Here is a 14,364-nt window from a genome sequence, read left to right as displayed (position 1 = left end):
AGGGTTTGCCTGCGTACGCGCTTTTTCGTCACGCGTAGATCTCGGTGCGCGACCCCGCAGATCTTGCTCGAACTCCTGGGGGCACCGCCCTGAGCCGGTTGACTCGTATTCGAGGCAAGCAAGCAAGATCAACACACAGACTCGCACAGGTTCTCACCCACATACCCCCTGAGAAAGGTAAGTCACCATGGCTACGCAGACATCCACCAAGAAGAAGATCGCGATCGCTGGCGGTTCGCTCCTCCTCATCGCAGGCATCACCGTCGGTGGCGCACTCGTTACCCAGAACAGCACGATCTTCGACAACGTGTTCAGCACCGACATCTCGGACACCTCAGCAGACGGCGAGCTCCTCGTCACCGGCGCTCCGATGACCAACACCTTCACCGGCCAGATGGACGGCGAAGCGGTGACCGGGTACTACACGGCGACCAACACCTCGACGAACGCGACGCTCACCGTGACGCTCGCCTCGCAGGTTCAGCCGGGCGGCGCGAACGGCGCGAAGCTCGCAGGCGCACTCGACACCCGAGTCGCGGTTGACGGCGGCACGCTCGTCGGCACCGGCAAGCTCGCCGACATGCGCCTCGACGGTAGCGACTCGTTCGAGCTCGCACCGGGCCAGAGCGCCAAGGTACGCGTCGACGTCTTCGTAGACGACGCCGCAGCGTTCAACGCGGCTGACCTCGACGACTCGAAGGTCACGGCCGACTACCTGTTCAACAGCATCGCCAAGAGCAACTAACACTGCGCTGAATCAAAACTAGCGGCGCCGAGCAGTCCCAACCCCGGATCTCTACTGCTCGGCGCCGCGCGCGCATTCCGCGCACACCCCAAACTTTTCGGCCCCACGCGGGCCGCCTACCCCGGAGGACGACATGCGAAGCATCATTCTGACCCTGCGAACGCTCTCGAGCATTGCCCTGGTGGCGCTCGCCGTCCCGTTTCTCTGGGCGACAGTCAGCGGCGACTACTACATGACCGTGACGGGCGTCTCCATGCAGCCCACCTACGAGGTCGGTGACGTGCTCGTCGTGCAGGCCCCCAAGGGCGACGAGCTGCAGACGCCCGGCAAGCCCGTTGTCGTCTCGTTCTCGGCAGGCGACACGTCTGACCAGTACGTCCACCGCGTCGAGACCGTCACCGAAGACGGCGCCATCCTCAAGGGCGACGGCAACGAGGTCAGCGACCCGCTCCCCGTGACACAGGAGCAGGTGCTCGGCACCCCGCGCTTCGCGCTGCAGGGAACCTGGGCGACCCTCTTCCGCATGTCCGAGCTCTGGGCCGTGCGCCTCATTGTCGGCGCCGTGTTCCTCATCGCACTCTTCGTACCGAGCAAGCGCAAGGACCGTTCGGCGACGGCTGGCCCCGCCGAGGCCTCGGCGGAGCGCGCTGATGACGCGACGGAGGCCGAGCGAGTACTCGCGGGGCTCGTCTCCGGAGGGCAGTCACGATGACGGCGCGGCGACTCCTCGCGACACTCATCGCGGGGGGCTTCGCCGTTACCGCGGCTGCGGTCTCGGTGTCGGCCCCCAGTCCCGCGCTCGCGACGCAGCCCGCCGGCGGTGAGAGCACTGGGGCCCTCACGGTCACACCGGCGAGGCAGCTCTTCAACGTGACGCTGCACCCCGGCGAGGAGGCGCTCGCCACGGCCCAGGTGCACAACGGCTCTGGCGCAGATCTTGAGCTAGCGCTCACGCCCGTCGTCGTAGGCGAAGACGGCCCTGGCGACGGGGCTGACGCGCTGCTCCTCTCATCCCTCCGCACGACGGATTGCACGGTTGCGCGCATGGCGGAGGCAGGCGCAATAACGCTTGCTGCGGCGATGCCGCTGCCGCAGGGCACGATCACCGCCGGTTCGACTATTGACCTGTGCGTGCGGGTGAGCTACCCCGAGGCTGTTGCCGACGAGGGCACAGCGGTGTCGGTCGTCGACCTCGCGTTCACGGGGATTGAGCGCGGCACCCCAGTGCGCCCGGTCACCCCTGTCGGCCCCGACCTGGCAGGTACCGGCGCCACCGGCGCCCCGCAGGTCGCGCTGCTGCTCGGCGCGGCGGGGCTCATCACCGCGGGCGCCGCCTCACTGCTTCGCCACCCCCGGCGATCACCTACTGCGAAGGAGAGCTGATGCGCGATATCCTGCCTGTACTGAACGAACGGGACGGGCGCCCGATGTCCCTCATCCAGCGGGGGCTACCGCCCTGGCAGCAAGAGGGGGAGCCTGTGTACGCTCGAAACACCGAGGTCCAGCGTATAGTCCGATATGTGATCGACGGCACGTCCGTGTCTGTCATCGGCCAGCACTGGTCTGGCCGCACCGAGCTATTGAAGCGGTCGGCCGACGCGCTCCGCGCGATCGGGCTCGCGATCGTGCAGCTCCGCGGCATTGAGCACGCGCGCCCGCTTGAGGCCTTCAAAGTCGCCCTCCCAAACCTCCCGGCGAACCGACGCCCCGACGCCGAGCTCGCCATCGAGCTTCCCCGTGCCATCACAGAGCTCTTGAGCGAGGGCCCGGCCGTCGTGCTCGTCGACGACATCGACCTCCTTGACGAGGCGTCGTGGGTACTGCTCGAGCAGATCCACAAGGCGACGGGCGTGCCGATCGTCGGGACTTCCGAGTCGCGCAGCGACATCGAGCCCGACGAGCGCCTGCTCATTCGGATGGCTCACCCCGTCGTGAAGCTCACGCTCGAGGAGCTTCGCCTCGACGCGATCCACGACCTGCTTGAGGAACGGCTCGGAGACCAGGTCGCGCCCTCGCTGAGCGGCCGGATCCACATGAAGTCTGGCGGGCTCCCCGGCTACGCGATCGCCTTCGCTGACAGCGCCAAGCGGCGTGCGAAGATTCGCAAGCAGGGCAACGTCTGGCACGACGGCGCCGATCTGTGGTCGGACGAGCTTGAGGGCGCGTTCGAGTCGCTCCTCTACCGGTATTCCGAAGAGACGCGCGAGGCGCTTGAGATGCTCGTCGCGACCGGTCCGTTGTCTGTCGACCAGGCGACGACGCTCGTCGGCCAGGAGGAGATCGAGCGGCTCGAGGGCCGCGGGCTCGTGCGGCTCTTCTCCGCGGGCACCGGGCCTCGCGTGACCGTCAACCCACCCGGCATCAGTGACTACTTCAGGCACCGGGCGCCGTCTGTGCGGGGTGTGCGACTTCGTCACCAGATCGAAGAGGTGCTGGGCCCAGAGTTCGGCATGGAGATCGCCGAGCAGCCGCAGGTTCCGCGCCAGTTTGCCGACGTCATCCCGAACCCCGAGGTTCCGCTCGTCGCTCGCGCATTCCGCGACCGCTTCGAGGCAGACCTTGCCCGTACCTGGGCGAACTGGTCTGAGCGGCCCACGCCCGGCACCGGCATCGCGGCGCTCGAGCTTCGCCTCACCGGCGACTCGCCGGAGGGCCAGATCGAGGCAATCGTCGACGGGACCCCACTCGACGCCGCCGAGCCCATCGAGGCGCTGTACTTCCGTTACCTGCACGCGCGCTGGCTCGTGACCCAGCAGCGGCCGCTCGAAACTATCGAGGAGACGCTGCAGGGAAGCTCAGACCTCGGCCACCCCGGTGCGGTCGAGGCGCTCACGATCGGGTTCCGCGCCGAACAGATCGAAATCACCGACGAGATGCTCACCCGCATCGAGGAGATCTCCGAGCTGCCTGGAATGGAGGGCGACGTCGGTGGGCTGATCCTCATCGCGATGCACGCGCTTGGCGGGCGCCCGGCGACCGCCCTCGAGCAGTTCGCGAAGCTCCCTGACACCGGCTGGGTGCCGCGCTTCGCAGCTCCGCTGCGCGGGCTCGCGCTCGTCACTGCCGGGCGCCCGCAGGAGGCGCTCGAGTGGGCGTCGTCGCAGCTCTCTGTCGCCCGCGAACGGTTCGACCGCTCGGCGGTCGTCGCGCAGGCGTATGTCGCGGTGATGGCGCTGCTCACGATGAGCCGCTACGCCGACGCGACGGCCGCGGGCAGCATCGCCGCAAGCGGCCAGTTCCAGGCGGCGAACATGCTGTTCGGCCCCGACCGCGCGCTCATGAACGCGCTCGCGATCGCGGCCCGCCGCAGCGGCCGAATCAGCTCCGTCGGTACCCTCATCGAGCGCGGCGAGTCGTACAAGGGGAGGAGCGACGCGGTGCCCATGGGCGCGCTCGGCTTCCCTGCCGCGATGGTCACCGAGATCGACAGCACGGCTGAAGAGACGAGCGCGGCCTACCGCGCGCTCGCCGCTGAGCTGAGCGGGCGCGGCTACGAATTCTCGGCAGCCGGGTCATCGATGCTCGCGATGCTGCTCGATTTCGACATCGACGCGGCAGTCGCCGAGCGGTCGCGGCTTGAATACCTCGGGGGCACGGTGTTTCTTGCCTACCTCGACGCCAGGATCGCACACCACAACAGGGACGCGGATGGGCTCGTCGAGGCCGCGAGGTGGCTGCGACGTGAGCACGCGAACGACTCTGCGCTGAAGTACTTCCTCGCCGCGGCGAGGCTGCACCGTGAGGCGGGCGATGAGGATCGGGCGACCGAGGTGCGCGAGGAGGTCGCGGCGCTCATGGCCTCGGAGGATCCCGCGACAGAGGTCGCGCTCACGCAGGTCGAGTCGAGCCTCGGGTTCACCCAGCGCGAGCGGGAGATCATCGACCTCGTCGCCGAGGGCATGAACAACCCCGCGATCGCGAGCGCGCTCAGCCTGTCAGTGCGCACCGTCGAGACGCACCTGCGAAACATTCGCCGCAAGTCTGGTGCGCTCGAGCGCGAAGAGATCGGCGAGTACTCGACACACAGGTAGTGGCGGGCGGGCCGGGCCATTGCGGCCCGGCCCGCTTCTCTCCCTACACTGCAGCGAGCTGCGTTCGCACCGACCGACGCCCGCGGGCGGCGACGGGGAGCAGGGTCGCGGTGACCGTGAGCGCGCAACCAATTGCCCCGATGGACCCAGCGTGCGCGAAATCGACGATCGGGGTCGAGGGCGTGAAATTCGAGAGGGCGAGCGCCGACACGGCCGCGGTCGTGACGAGAACCAGGCAGGCGAGCAGCATCGCCGTGCCCACGTGGATGACGGCCTGCAGCGCGGCTGCGGCGATGACCGTGCGCGCCTCGGCACCGGTGGCGCGGAGCAGTGCCTGCTCTGCGCCCTGGGTCCGGTTGCTCATGAAGAGCACGACGGCCGCCCCGTACACCGCGAGCAGGATGGGCCCGCCGAACATGAGCACCACCTGCGATGCGGCGAGCGTGATGCCGCTACTGCCGAGCGCCTGCACCGCGGGGTTCGAGGTCGCCGCCACCGTGTAGAGGCCCCCGAAGAGGGCAGCCCCGGTGAACAGCGGCGTGATCGCCGCGGTTGAGCGACTCAGATGGTAGTTGGCCTCGTGCCTGGCGAGGTACCAGGCCGCGCCCGCGCGGGCAGGGATGAGCGCTGACCAGCCGCGCAGCACGAGGGGGTAGAGCGCGGGCCCGGCTGCGACGAGGACGAGTGTCAGTGTCACGGGCAATATCGGCGCGAGCGAGAAGAACTGCGACACGCTTCCAACACCCGCGAGTGCGGTGCCGCACCAGGCGGCAGCCGCGACCGCCACGCCGAGCGCGAGCCACCGCCACCATCGCATCCGCTTTCCCTCGATCTCCGGCTCCCGGAGCGCCGCGAGTGCCGGGGTGCGTGCGGCGGAGCGGGCGGCGCGGGCTCCGCCGAGCAGCGCGACGACGATTGAGCCGCCAACGCACACGGCGAGTGTGAGCGGGCCCGTCACGATCGGGATCTCGGTGTAGCCGCCCGACCCCTCCTCGAACGCCGAGTGAATCGTCGGCCCGGCGAGGACGCTCGCGAGCCCGTATCCCAGCACCCCGCCGGCAGCCCCGGAACCGAAGACCTGGGTGAGCACCACGGCCGCGGTCTGGCCGGGGCTCACCCCGGCGAGGCGCCATCGTGCATAGGTGGGCTGACCGAGGTTGACCGCGAGTCGCGCAACTGCGGCCGTGACGACGACCCCGGCGGGTGCGGTAAACGTGAGCACCGCGCCCGCGGCTCCGGAGAAGCCCTCAAGGTACTGGCCGCCCGCGATGAGCCCGGTTTCGATCATGCTGACCCCGACGCCGCAGGCGAGAGCGGCCACCGTCGAGACGAGGACGAGCCCGACCCAGGCCTCCCAGCCCGCGCGGAGCTCCGACACCGCGAGGCCGATCATGCGAGTGCTCCATCCCTAACAGCTGGTGCCCCCGTCGGGGCTGAGCGTTGCGCCTCGAGGAGCTCGGCGGCTGAGCACCCGCGCAGCTGCGCGACGACCGCGCCGTCGCGCAGCACGATCGCGCGGTCTGCCCGTGCGGCGGCCTCGAGGTCGTGCGTGACGAGTACCACGCTGCGCTCGCCCACAGCGTAGTCGCGCAGCAGGCCGAGCACTCTCGCACCTGTCACCGAGTCGAGCGCCCCCGTCGGCTCGTCAGCAAAGACGAGGCGAGGCTGGGCCGCGAGGACTCGCGCGAGCGCGACTCGCTGCTGCTGTCCGCCCGAGAGCGCGCCCGGCCGCTTGCGTGCGTGCTGTAGGAGCCCCACCTGGTCGAGGGCGGCGCTGACGTTCGGCGCCCGGCGCCGCGCGAGGCGCGCCGGGAGGGCCACGTTCTCTCGCACCCTCAACGACGAGATGAGGTTGTAGTTCTGGAAGACGAAGCCAACCGTGTCTCGCCGGAGGCGCGCGAGGCGGGCCTCGCTTGCGCGCTCGACCAGCTCTCCGGCGAGCACAATTTGACCGGTGTTGACGCGCTCAAGCCCTGCGAGGCAGTAGAGCAGCGTCGACTTGCCCGAGCCCGAAGGGCCGACGATGCTCACCATCTCGCCGGGCTCGACCGCAACGCTCACGTCACGCAGCACGGATACGCGCTCGGTTCGGCCTGTCGGATAGCTCTTGGAGATGCCCGCTGCCCAGAGCAGCGGGGCACGGGAGGGCGTGGAAGTGTTCATGCGACCAGTCCACCGTTTGGCACCGGATTGCGCAGTGCCCCGGGGGCCATGGCGAGGGTAGACCTGGCGCTACTTTTCAGCGCAGGATGCCTCGTCGCCCCCTCCCGCACCGTAGCCTAGGGGCATGAGAGCTCAGACGGTGTTGCAGGCGCTGATGCTGCCGCCGTGGCGCTACCTCGGGTCGCTCTGGCCGTGGCGCTCGCTCGGGTTCGTCGTGTCGAGCGCGATCCTCGCTCCCGTACTGATCGCGATCCTTGTACCGACGCTCCTGCTCCTGCCGCTCTGGGGGATCGCGCTCGCCTGGCTCGACAGGCGCAGGCTCACGCTGCTCGGCTTCCCGCGCCCGGCGAGCGGTCACGTGCGGGTGCCGCCGGGGGAGCGGCAAAACTGGCTCGGCGTGCGCCTCACCGAGCCGGCGACCTGGCGCGAAACGCTCTCCCTGCTGCTTGGCATCGTGTTTGGTGCGGTGTCGCTGGCCACCGTGGGTATGCAGGGCCTCGTGATCGCGGCAGGCGTGACGATGGTAGGAATGGCGAAGCGTGGCGAGCTGAGCGCGAACCTCTTCAGCGACATCGTGGTGACCCTGGGCCCTGAGAACTGGTGGCAGCCGATTCCTGTCGTACTGCTCGCGCTTCCGGTATTCGCCTACGTGAACGGGTTGCTCGCGGCCCTGCACGGCGGGTGCGTGCGGTGGCTCATCGCGCCGCGCATCGCAGAGATCGACGAGCGGGTCATCCGGCTCACCCGTTCGCGCGCGGCCATCGTGGCAGCAAACGAGGCCGAGCGTCGCAGGCTCGAGCGCGACCTCCACGACGGCGTGCAGCAGGAGCTCGTGGCGATCGCGGCCCGCCTCGGAATCCTTGAACTCGAGCTCGCCCACGGTGACGACGCGGCGCGCGTCGCGGCACTGGAGGCGGCCCAGAAGCAGACCGAGCGCGCGCTCGCGGCGCTCCGCGACACTGTCAGAGGGATCCACCCGGCGGTGCTCTCCGACCATGGGCTCGCTGCGGCTCTCACCGAGCTCGGTGCCCGCAGCGCAATACCGCTGCGGGTCGACGACCGGGGGTTCCCGCGACTGAGTGCGGAGTGCGAGGCGGCCGCCTACTTCTTCGTGGCGGAGGCCGTGACGAACGCCGCAAAGCACACGTCGGCGCCGTTCGTTCGGGTCGAGCTCTCTGCTCGCAGTGGGCGGGCTTTTATCGATGCGAGTGACGCGGGACACGGCGGCATTGACATAGAGCGGGGCGGCGGCAGCGGCAGTGGGTTGCGCGGGCTCGCCGAGCGCGCGGACGCGCTTGGCGGCTCGCTGACCGTCCGGAGCCCGGTCGGTGGGCCCACGCGGTTGACACTGTCGCTGCCGCTTGCCGCTGAGCTCTCGTTCACCGGGCCGGAGAACAGGAAGGGGGCAGAAGCGCATGCGGATCCTGCTCGCCGATGACGCCGCCCTGCTGCGGGAAGCGCTCCAAGCGCTGCTTGAGCGGCTCGGGCACGAGGTCGTCGCCACGGCCGGCGACGCCACGGAACTCGTCGCCGTCTACCGGGCGCTCGAGACCGCGCCAGACCTCGTCGTGACCGACGTACGGATGCCGCCGTCTCGCACAGACGACGGGCTGCGCGCTGCGCTCGAGATCCGTGAGCTGTCGCCCGAGCAGCCCGTGCTCGCCCTGTCGCAGTACGTCGCAGACCGCTACGCCCGAGACCTGCTCACGCTGCCCGAGGGAGGGGTGGGATACCTGCTGAAAGAGCGGGTAAACCGCGTCGCCGACTTCGACCAGGCGCTCGCCGCCGTCACGGCTGGTGGAACCATCATCGACCCCGAGGTGACGCGGCACCTGTTGCGGCAGGGTCAGCCAGGGCCGCTCGCTGAGCTCACCGCTCGCGAGCGCGAGGTGCTGGAGCTCATGGCCGAGGGCGCGTCGAACGCCGAGATCGCGGCGCAACTCTACGTGAGCGACGCCGCGGTGCGCAAACACATCGGCAGCATCTTCACGCGGCTGGGGCTGCAGCCGAGCGACGAGAACCGGCGGGTGCGCGCGATCCTCACGTATCTGCAGGCGCGGTAGCAGCGGGCGGGCCGGGGTTGTGAGCCTGGGCGCCCTCCTTCTGAGTCCTCCTCACTCTCTCCGCTTTCTCGCGCCCACCGAAACTTTCTCTCAGGATTGACGTCGTTCGGCCGGGTGGAGTACGTCAATCGTGAGGGAAAGTGGCCCGTTGAAACGTGGGCTCCCCGACCTACAGCGCGTCGTGGACGAACCGGCCGTCGACGACGGTTGCCGCGATCGCGAGCGTCGCGAGCTCATCGGGCGTCGCTGAGACCGGGTCGCCTGCCCAGACCGTGAGGTCGGCGAGGGCGCCGGGCGCGATGACCCCGCGGTCTTCGTGCCCGCGAGCCTGGGCCGGCCACAGCGTGTAGGCGAGCAGCGCCTCCTCACCCGTCAGTCGCTGTTCGGGCTCGAACACGGGTGCCCCTGCGACACCGGGTGTGCTGCGACCGCGCGCCCACGCCATTCCGATGCGGGGGTCGTAGTGCGCGACCGGCCAGTCCGAGCCGAGCGTCACGCGCGTGCCAGTCTCGAGCACGTCGCGCACCCGGTAGCCGGTAGCCGCGCGGTCGCCGAGCCGCACCGCCCAGTTGTCGCTGTCGTCGCCCTCGCGCCACTGCATGTGCAGGGGCTGCATCGACGCGGTGATGCCGGAGCCGGTGAGCTTCTCGAGATCCTCATCCGCGAGCACCTCAAGATGCTCGATCGAGTGCGGGCGTGCCGCCCCGTGGTCGGGGAGCTCGGCGTACGCGTCGAGCACGCGGTTCACCGCGAAGTCTCCGACGGCGTGCGTCGCGATGATCATGCCGGCATCGTGGTAGGCCCGCACTACCTCGCGGTAGCGGTTCCAGTCGGGCCAGAAGGCGTGCACGCCGTCGCCGCAGCTGTCGGGTTGATGCAGCCAGGCCGTGCCGGTGTCGATGACGCCGTCGCTGAACAGCTTGATACCGTCGGACTCCCAGAGGCGGCCACGCCGATCCTTCGCTGCGATGACGCGCTCGACTGCCGCGTCGTCGTCGGTGACCGCGTGCCAGTGGTGCACCACAAGCCGGTGATCGAGTTCGCCGCGCTCTTCAAGCTCCTCGACGAGGTCGACAGTGCGCGGCTTGCCGTCCATGATCGCGCCACCCGTGAGGCCGGACGCGGCGAGCGTGCGGAACATGTCGCGCAGCGCGTCACGCTCTGCGTCGTGCGAGAGCGCGGGCACGGCGTCGAAGACCAGCTTGTAGGCGCTCGGCTCGCGCAGCTCGCCCGTGAGCGCCCCCGCCTCATCGACGACGACCTCAGACATGTCGGCAAATGAAGGCGCCTCGGTCACGCCAGCGGCCGCGAGCGCTGCGGCGTTGGCGAGCCCCGAGTGCAGGTCGTAGAACATTGCCGCGAAGGGCCTGCCGCCGACGGCGGCATCGAACAGGTCGCCCCGCACGCCGGTCGCCTCAAATGGCTCGAACTCAAGGTTCCAGCCCAGAACCCAGGCATCGGCGGGCAGCGTGGCGGCGTACGACTCGACGGCTGCCTGGAGCTCTGCGACCGAGCCCAGCCCGCCAAGGTCGACGCCGCGCGTCACATCGGCGGCCCAGTGCGGGTGCGTGTGTGAATCAAACAGCCCGGGGGTGACCGTCGCGCCGGCCGCGTCCCGCACCGGGTACCCAGCCGCGGTCGCGAGCGCCTCGATCTCGGTGTCGTCGCCGACCGAGGTGATGCGGCCGCGCTCGACGAGCAGCGCGCTGGCGCCAGCGTGCAGGGGCGTGTTCGTGATGAGCTGTGCGCCTATGAGCGCGAAACCTGTCGGGGTGGGGAGCGTCATGAGCGCCTTCCTTCAAATTGGCGGGGTAAGAGTGTGCGGGCGCGCCGATGCCGACCGGCGCGCGATAGTTCCGGCGGAGCGGGGTGGGAGTGGCTTGTCGCGGCCGCTACGCGGCGATTCTGGATCGGCCCGCGCGAGGCGACCGCCACATCACAACCGTGCTGACCGCGGGACTCGAAAGCTCGCACTGATGCGAGAAACCGAGCGCCTCGTACTGGCTCACGTGCTGCGGGGTACGAGCCTCGAGGGAAGCGAGGGAGCCCGCTTCGTCGATCTCGCGGAGCCTGTGCGAGACGAGGGCGGCCTCGATATCGGGTGCCGTCGCCGGGCGGGTACCGCGCGCATGGTGCTGGGCGGTGCCAACTCCGACGAGGTGCCAGTAGGGTTCGTTCGGGTGCTTGTCTGCGCAGGCGGCGTCGTGGGCGCCGAGTACCCGCAGCCCGCGGCGCCCGACACCGCGCAGCAGCACGCCAGTCTTTGCGGGCAGCTCTGGGAGCCAGCGCGATACGTGCCCGGGCGCGCGCCAGAGTGCGACGCCGACGATGCGGTCGCCCTCAATTGCGACGTCGACCGTGCGGAGCCCCGTGCGACGCATGTTCCAAACGAAGTAGTCGGCTATCTTGCGCTGACGGTGGAGCGTACCAAGGGGGAGGAGCTGAGTGACGAGTGGCTCGTCCGTGAACGCCTCTGCGAGGACCTTCGCTGCTTCGCGCACTCTTCTTGGCTCAAGGGTACGAATCTCCAACTATCTCTCCTCTGTCGGACCCGCCATTGGGTCGAGCCGGCGTTCGCCACCATGCTACTGCTCCGGAGGGCGCCGTGGCTGAGCACTTGATGGGCGTGCCGGCACCGGCCTGAGGCGCAGCCCGTTCGGGCGCTACCCCGAGGGCGTCATCGGGAGTGCAAGTAGTGGCTGAATCCCTGCGAACCAGGGGAGTGCCTGCAGCACCACGACGACCACGCCGACGGTCAGCCCGAAGACCGCGAGGCCCGCGCCGCGCAGCTCGGGGTGAGCGCGAAAATCAGCTCGGCCAGCGAAGGCCGCGATAATGGCCGCAATCGCGCAGACGACGGAGGCCAGCGGGACGGCGAACGCGATGACCCCGATGCCCGCGAGCGCCGCCGTCGCGACCGCGTGCCCTGCGACTCCCTGCTTCGACATGCGCGGCTGCGTATCGTGGTCATCGGTCGCGTCGGTCATGTCCACCTCTCATGCGTTCTCCCTCGATGGCATCGATGCTACGCAGCACCCCGGAGAGTGTCTAGCGTGGCTGCAATGGCTCGGGCCGATCTCCGCCCCGAGAGGAGGCGCAGACCGGCCCGAGGTGCCCCGCGAGACGTGCTCAGTACGCGCTACGCGTCGAGGCGCCTCCGGCTGCGGATGAACAGGTATGCGCCGGCGCCCAGGATGGCCGTTGCGCCGAGAGCGAGGCCCGTAACAGCGCCACCGGTCGAGGCGAGCCCCGCCCCGTCGCCCGTGCCTGACGCGGTGCCCGTGCCGGGCTTCGAGCCGGTGCCGGTACCTGTGCCCGTCTCTGTGTCGGGCTTCGTCCCGGGGACCTCGGGCTCGGGCTTCTCCTCCGTCGGTGCTGCGGTCACCGTGATTGGCTGGCTCAGCTCGGTGCCATCCGCGCGAATCGCGATGATGGTGTGTTCGCCCGCCGGGGTGGCGGCCGGAACGGTGAGCTCGTGCGAGAGCGCACCGGCGGCGTCAGCCGTCGCGGTGCCGAGATCCTGTGGCTCGGAGCGCAGCTCGAACGCGACGACCTCCTCTGGCGCGAACCCGGTGCCCGACGCCGTGACAGTCTTGCCCGCCTCGACGGTCGCTGCCGAGAGGCTCAGCTCCGCGGGCACCGCGGGCGCCTCGCCCTGGCTGACGCGCACCTGGTCGATGACCCAGAACGCGGAGTTGTTGCCGCCATACTCGAAGTGCAGGCTGGCGGTTTTCGGGAGGTCGCCGCCCTCGGTGCGTGGCAGGTCGAATGCGAAGCGCTCAACTTTGTTGACCGGGTTGAGGCGGGTGCCGTCGCCAGGGTAGGTTACGAGGGTGTGCGGGGCGATGCCCGAGGCCTCGTCGAACACGACGCTCACGATCGCCTTCTGCGGGCCGTCGACGGCATAGTCAGACACGAACGAGATGTCGAGCTGCTCAGCGCCGTTGAGCTCGTAGGCGGGACTCTTCAGGGTCGAGTCGAACATGTTGCCGCCTCGGGGGCTCACGTCGGCCCACTCGTCGGAGTCGGCGACGGCGAACACGTCACGAGAGTAAACGTTGTTCTCGCGGAACTGGCCGAGCTCGACGTTCGAGAAGAAGTCGTCGGTCATGAACGTCCAGCCACTGAACTCGGGCGCGCCGCCGGAGGGCATTTTCGAGTTGTCGATGCTCCACCCCTCGGGGGTCGCTGCGGTCCAGCCGAGGAGATCGGCCGGGCCCTTCTCCTGCACAGCGGGCTGCAGCTGGGGGCGCAGCGTGTCGAAGTCGTCGGGAACGAGGTCGTTCACCACGGATCCGTCGAGGTCCCAGGCCGGGTCGTTCGCGATCCCGACGTGCGAGAGCACGGTCGGGGCAATATCGGTCACCTTGACATCGTGTCGCACAGTGCCGGGGGCAAATGGCGAGCCGTTTGCGGCGACAAACGTCTTGCGCTCGAGCTTCGTTGAGCCGCCGTGGCCGCCCGTCGGGGTGTGGCCGTGGTCGGACGTGACAACGACGAGCCAGTCCTCAGCGTTGTACGTCGGGCGCTGCTTGATCGCGTTCACCATCTCGCCGATCTGACCGTCGGCCTTTTGGAGCGCCTTGCGGTATGCCTCGGAGCTTGAGCCGGAGCTGTGACCTGCGCCGTCCACCTCGTCGAGGTGCACGAAGACGTCGTCTGTGGCCTGCGCCGAGAGCGCCGAGACGACCGCCTGCGTGGTGAGCGTGTCGTTGCCAAACCTGCTGCGGCTGTCGACTGCAGCCCCGAAGATCGTCGTCGAGATGGGCCCCCAGGTGCCGACAACCGTGGTGTTTCGGTCCGGGAGGTTCTGCTCGATGCGCGTGAGGTAGTCAGGGAACGCGCCGTAGTTCGGGCTCGTGAAATTGTTGTCAACGACACCGTGCTTGGGGGCCCAGACGCCGGTGGCGATCGTCGACCAGCCCGGGCCAGACACTGTCGGCGACATGGGGGCGCCGGCGAGGTTGCTGGTCGCGCTGAGGCCACCGGCTCGCAGAGCGCTCACTGTCGGGGTGGTGCTGTCGGCCATGATGTCGAACGATGCGCCGTCGACGCCAATGACGAGCGTTTTGGGAGTTTTTGTCGTCTCCTGGGCGATGCCCTCGGCGAGTGCCGGGGTCGCCGCCGTCGCGATGCCTGTCGCCCCGAGAAGGAGCGCGGCCGCTGCTGCGGTGATGTGGGTGTGCTTCAAGTCAGTCTCCTGGAAGTCGGATAGGCGCGCTGGGTAGCGGCCCGGAGACTGAGTTTTCCGGGTGAAAGTTGTCCATACAAGCGGATCGCCAGTTGTATTGACAACCTTCAAGTCTCGGCAAGGTCGCGTTCGCCCCCACGTCGACAGGCCGTAACTTTCGCGTCCAGGGAA

12 protein-coding genes are annotated in these 14,364 nt (G+C 69.2%); 6 read left to right on the top strand and 6 right to left on the bottom strand.

Annotated features, from left to right (window positions below):
* Positions 1–187: 187 nt before the first annotated feature.
* The 4 genes from FB468_RS07275 (at position 188) to FB468_RS07260 (ending at position 4,776) form a co-directional block, all read left to right on the top strand.
* Entirely contained in the window at positions 188–745 is a 558-nt protein-coding gene (locus tag FB468_RS07275; RefSeq protein ID WP_141886754.1) for a hypothetical protein, read from the top strand.
* Positions 746–878: 133 nt separating this feature from the next.
* Positions 879–1,457 (top strand): S24 family peptidase, encoded by a 579-nt coding sequence (locus FB468_RS07270; RefSeq protein ID WP_141886753.1) that lies wholly within the window; start codon positions 879–881, stop codon positions 1,455–1,457.
* Complete coding sequence (locus tag FB468_RS07265; RefSeq protein WP_141886752.1) at positions 1,454–2,128, top strand: hypothetical protein; 675 nt, start codon at positions 1,454–1,456, stop codon at positions 2,126–2,128. The genes FB468_RS07270 and FB468_RS07265 overlap by 4 nt, the downstream gene beginning before the upstream one ends.
* Before the next feature lie 137 nt (positions 2,129–2,265).
* Positions 2,266–4,776 carry a helix-turn-helix domain-containing protein gene (locus FB468_RS07260; protein WP_141886751.1) on the top strand — a complete coding sequence of 837 codons (2,511 nt, stop codon included), beginning with the start codon at positions 2,266–2,268 and terminating at the stop codon, positions 4,774–4,776.
* A gap of 43 nt (positions 4,777–4,819) precedes the next feature.
* On the opposite strand, the gene FB468_RS07255 is transcribed toward FB468_RS07260, so the two are convergent.
* Positions 4,820–6,169, bottom strand: coding sequence for an FtsX-like permease family protein (locus FB468_RS07255; RefSeq protein WP_141886750.1), 1,350 nt, complete (start codon positions 6,167–6,169; stop codon positions 4,820–4,822).
* The gene (locus FB468_RS07250; protein WP_141886749.1) at positions 6,166–6,939 is read right to left on the bottom strand and encodes an ABC transporter ATP-binding protein; all 774 of its coding nucleotides are present in this window, start codon (positions 6,937–6,939) and stop codon (positions 6,166–6,168) included. The genes FB468_RS07255 and FB468_RS07250 overlap by 4 nt, the downstream gene beginning before the upstream one ends.
* A gap of 124 nt (positions 6,940–7,063) precedes the next feature.
* Between FB468_RS07250 and FB468_RS07245 the strand changes: the two genes are divergently transcribed.
* Together FB468_RS07245 and FB468_RS07240 are read left to right on the top strand one after the other, a co-directional pair.
* A complete protein-coding gene (locus FB468_RS07245) occupies positions 7,064–8,377 on the top strand; it encodes a sensor histidine kinase (protein ID WP_141886748.1) in 1,314 nt (437 codons plus the stop codon).
* Entirely contained in the window at positions 8,355–9,002 is a 648-nt protein-coding gene (locus FB468_RS07240; RefSeq protein ID WP_170219656.1) for a response regulator transcription factor, read from the top strand. Before FB468_RS07245 ends, FB468_RS07240 begins: the two co-directional genes overlap by 23 nt.
* A 169-nt stretch (positions 9,003–9,171) precedes the next feature.
* Here FB468_RS07240 and FB468_RS07235 read toward each other — a convergent pair whose 3' ends face one another.
* From FB468_RS07235 to FB468_RS07220, 4 genes are all read right to left on the bottom strand, one after another.
* Positions 9,172–10,788: an amidohydrolase gene (locus tag FB468_RS07235; protein ID WP_141886747.1), complete on the bottom strand. Its 1,617-nt coding sequence runs from the start codon at positions 10,786–10,788 to the stop codon at positions 9,172–9,174.
* A gap of 106 nt (positions 10,789–10,894) precedes the next feature.
* Positions 10,895–11,533, bottom strand: coding sequence for a hypothetical protein (locus FB468_RS07230; RefSeq protein ID WP_141886746.1), 639 nt, complete (start codon positions 11,531–11,533; stop codon positions 10,895–10,897).
* A gap of 132 nt (positions 11,534–11,665) precedes the next feature.
* A complete protein-coding gene (locus FB468_RS07225) occupies positions 11,666–11,989 on the bottom strand; it encodes a hypothetical protein (protein WP_141886745.1) in 324 nt (107 codons plus the stop codon).
* A 152-nt stretch (positions 11,990–12,141) separates the two neighbouring features.
* Positions 12,142–14,193 carry an alkaline phosphatase family protein gene (locus tag FB468_RS07220; protein WP_141886744.1) on the bottom strand — a complete coding sequence of 684 codons (2,052 nt, stop codon included), beginning with the start codon at positions 14,191–14,193 and terminating at the stop codon, positions 12,142–12,144.
* Between the last annotated feature and the right edge of the window lie 171 nt (positions 14,194–14,364).

The organism is Leucobacter komagatae (genome assembly GCF_006716085.1).
Classification (GTDB): domain Bacteria; phylum Actinomycetota; class Actinomycetes; order Actinomycetales; family Microbacteriaceae; genus Leucobacter; species Leucobacter komagatae.
This window is presented reverse-complemented; position numbering and strand designations above follow the sequence as displayed.